At 64.5% G+C, this 2,772-nt stretch carries 5 protein-coding genes; 3 read left to right on the forward strand and 2 right to left on the reverse strand.

Annotated features, from left to right (window positions below; translation table 11 throughout):
- The coding region (locus EN935_RS29980; protein WP_281040367.1) for an SGNH hydrolase domain-containing protein at positions 1 to 812 on the forward strand (812 nt) is incomplete at its 5' end.
- A 162-nt stretch (positions 813 to 974) separates the two neighbouring features.
- Entirely contained in the window at positions 975 to 1,274 is a 300-nt protein-coding gene (locus EN935_RS29985) for a hypothetical protein (RefSeq protein ID WP_109660461.1), read from the forward strand.
- 56 nt (positions 1,275 to 1,330) lie between these two features.
- On the opposite strand, the gene EN935_RS29990 is transcribed toward EN935_RS29985, so the two are convergent.
- Positions 1,331 to 1,927, reverse strand: a complete 597-nt coding sequence (locus EN935_RS29990; protein WP_127265188.1) for a DUF6456 domain-containing protein — start codon at positions 1,925 to 1,927, stop codon at positions 1,331 to 1,333.
- 222 nt (positions 1,928 to 2,149) lie between these two features.
- Positions 2,150 to 2,461: a hypothetical protein gene (locus EN935_RS29995; protein WP_126069873.1), complete on the reverse strand. Its 312-nt coding sequence runs from the start codon at positions 2,459 to 2,461 to the stop codon at positions 2,150 to 2,152.
- On the opposite strand from EN935_RS29995, the gene EN935_RS40985 reads away from it, so the two are divergent.
- On the forward strand, positions 2,460 to 2,772 hold a 313-nt coding region (locus tag EN935_RS40985; protein ID WP_164771450.1), incomplete at its 3' end, for a hypothetical protein. The genes EN935_RS29995 and EN935_RS40985 overlap by 2 nt on opposite strands.

Genomic DNA, 2,772 nt, shown 5'->3' on the forward strand with positions numbered 1-2,772 from the left:
ACATCGGCTCCGAGCAGCGCGGCATCGAGCAGGCAGCCGAAAAACCTTCCATCGCGCGTGCCGTCGACAAGAGCTGCCTGCTCGACTTCCACACGGTGACGCCAAAACCCTGCGTGTTCGGCGCCGCGGATGCCGCCCATACCGTCGTGCTGTTCGGCGATTCGCATGCCGACCACTGGTCGACGCCGCTGATCGAAGCGGCCAAGCGCAACGACACCAAGGTGGTCACCTACCTCAAATCATCATGCCGCGCCTCGCGGCTCTCCACCTTCAACACGGTGCTGAAGCGCGACTACACCGAATGCGACGCCTGGCGCGAGCAAGCGATAGCAGACATCATCCGCGCCAAGCCGCGCCTAGTGGTGATCTCGGAATTCTCCATCGGCAACCTGACGCGCGATATGCCCACCGCCGGCCGCAGAGCCGAGACCGCGCGCTGGCAGGCCGGCCTGCGCTCGACCTTGCAGGCCTTCAGTCGGGCCGGTGTCGAGACGGCCGTGATTCGCGACACACCGATCAACGACAGCTTCGCCGACTCCTGCGTGGCGCGCGCGCTGTGGTGGCGCGAGGCACCCTCGCCGCACTGCGACACACCAAGGGCGAACGCCGCCAACGACAGCACCGCCGCCGCCGAGCGCGCGGTCGTGGCAAGCGTGCCCGACACGCGCTATGTCGACCTCACCAACCACTTCTGTGGCCCCACCGCCTGCCACGTCGTCATCGGCGGCAAGCTAGCTTTCCGCGACAGGCACCATCTGGCGACGGCGTTTGCGGAGACGCTGGAAGGGCCGTTGGAGCGGGCGCTGTTTTAGGGGTGAGAAGCGGCGCAGCAGACTTGTCGCACCACGCCAGCCACCCCATTGCGCGGCCCAGGACTCTCGCGCGCCGGTATCCGCATCCTTTGTCTTACGAATCTGTGGAACGAGGCCGCATCTTAGGGGTTATATTAGGTCAACCTTGAAAAGGAGGTAGCTATGAAGAAGCTCCTGCTTGTTTCGGTTATCGCCATTGCTTCGGCGGCGGCGATGATCGCCCCCGCGGATGCCCGCAGTCATGTCTTTATCGGCATCGGCGGCTATAACGACTACTACGGTAACGACTATTACGATGGTTATGGGGATTATGGCGGCCGCTACGTCTATAGCCCCTACGACGCCTACGACAACGGCTACAGGCCGCGTTATTTCCACCGGCACCACCGTTGCCACGTGGAACTGGTCACGCACTGGCGCTACCACCACAGGATCACTGAGGAAATCCGCGTCTGCCGATAAGCTGATCGTATGAAATCATGATCCGGCCGGCATCGCCGGTCGGATCATTGCGCCCCTCACCGCCGCCCCATCATCATCCCATAATGCACCGCCAGCAGATCCAGCCCGACCTTCAGCAGCTTCGTCACCACATCGCGACCCTCTCCGGTCTGTTCCGCCACGCCCTTGATCGAGCCTTCCGCGCAGCAGACTTGTCGCACCACGGCAGCCACTTCCCAATGGCCTAGCGCCTTGGTGGCGGCGGCGTGCGCGCGGCCGGCGTCCAGCACGCTGTCGGCGATGCCGCCGCCGTGGCGGCCGCCGTCGATGCGCTCGGTCCAGCGCATCGGCTTGACATCAGCCTGCTGGCTGCAGCGGAAATCCCCGCGGTAGCGCAGGCCGGCCTCGCGCTGCTGGCGCGACAGCGAGGTGATGCCGATGAGCGGGTCGATAGTGCGCACCCGCACGATGCCGCCTGTGGATGTGAAGCCGTCATTAGACACTTCGTAGACGCGGCTTGCCTCAGAAGTGCCGGCGGCCAGCCGCTTGCGGCCGAAGGCGTCGTCCCTGAGCGCGAAATCATGGCCGACCTCGCGCCGGATACGTACCTGCTCGGCCTCGCCCTTGGGCAGTTTCGGCGCCTGTGGTTTGGCGGATTTGGTTTTCCTGGGCATGGATGGCTCCTGGTTGGGGTGTTGGGTCGGGCGTTGGCTGATAACTGGCCGTGTAACTCCCCCTCACCCGGCCTCCGCTTCGCTCGGCCACCGTCTCCCCGAGGGGAGAGGAGACTTGCAGCGCCGGCGCCTTCCTCTTCTCCCCCACGGGGGTCCGAAGGACGGGCGAGGCAGGTGACTCGCCCCAGCAAAAGTGGCCGCGAAGCGGCCGGACGAGGGGGTCTAGCTCCTCTTGATGGCAGCAGGCCCCAGCGTGCCCGCCGCCCGTCGCGCCAGCAGCTCTCGTATCGCGCGGCGTTCGCGCAGTTCGATGCAGAGTTGCGCGCTGGAGGGGCAGAACTGGGCGTTGCCGGTTTTCACCTCGCCGCGCATGAAGCGCTGGATGGCGCTCTGCACGTCGGTCAGCTCGGCATCCTGCACGGCGCTGAGATAGCCGCGCATCTGCATGTCGACGTCAGTCAGCGCGGATTGCGGGAAGCATGAGAACATCGCGGCCAACGCCTTGGTCGCCTGCTGCAATTCGGCTGCAGTCATGTCTGCGTATCTCCTCAATGATGGCGTTGGCGGCGTCGGTGTGGGTTTTCGGCTGATGCCAGCCGGGCTTTCTTCCCGAAAAAACGGGAGCCGTTTTGTTTTTGCCTGCCGGGGAGAAATCCGCAGGCTTCGCATTGCCCAGCGAAAAATGCTGCGCATTTTCGGAGGACAAACGCTTCGCGTTGTCCGGGGAAAAAGCGGCAGCTTTTTCCATCTGGTTTCTGGAGTCTGGGAGATGCCGCGGCAATCCACCGGCATTTGCCGCTGCATGCGTCTTTGTTTTCAAGGCGGTGGCGGCGCCACCGCGTGCC

The organism is Mesorhizobium sp. M7D.F.Ca.US.004.03.1.1, assembly GCF_003998635.1.
Classification (GTDB): Bacteria; Pseudomonadota; Alphaproteobacteria; order Rhizobiales; family Rhizobiaceae; genus Mesorhizobium; species Mesorhizobium loti.

Excerpts from the sequence above, each read along its gene's own strand:
- EN935_RS29985 (WP_109660461.1), top strand. The coding sequence starts at position 975 with ATGAAGAAGCTCCTGCTTGTTTCGGTTATCGCCATTGCTTCGGCGGCG.
- EN935_RS29990 (WP_127265188.1), bottom strand. The coding sequence starts at position 1,927 with ATGCCCAGGAAAACCAAATCCGCCAAACCACAGGCGCCGAAACTGCCC.
- EN935_RS29995 (WP_126069873.1), bottom strand. The coding sequence starts at position 2,461 with ATGACTGCAGCCGAATTGCAGCAGGCGACCAAGGCGTTGGCCGCGATG.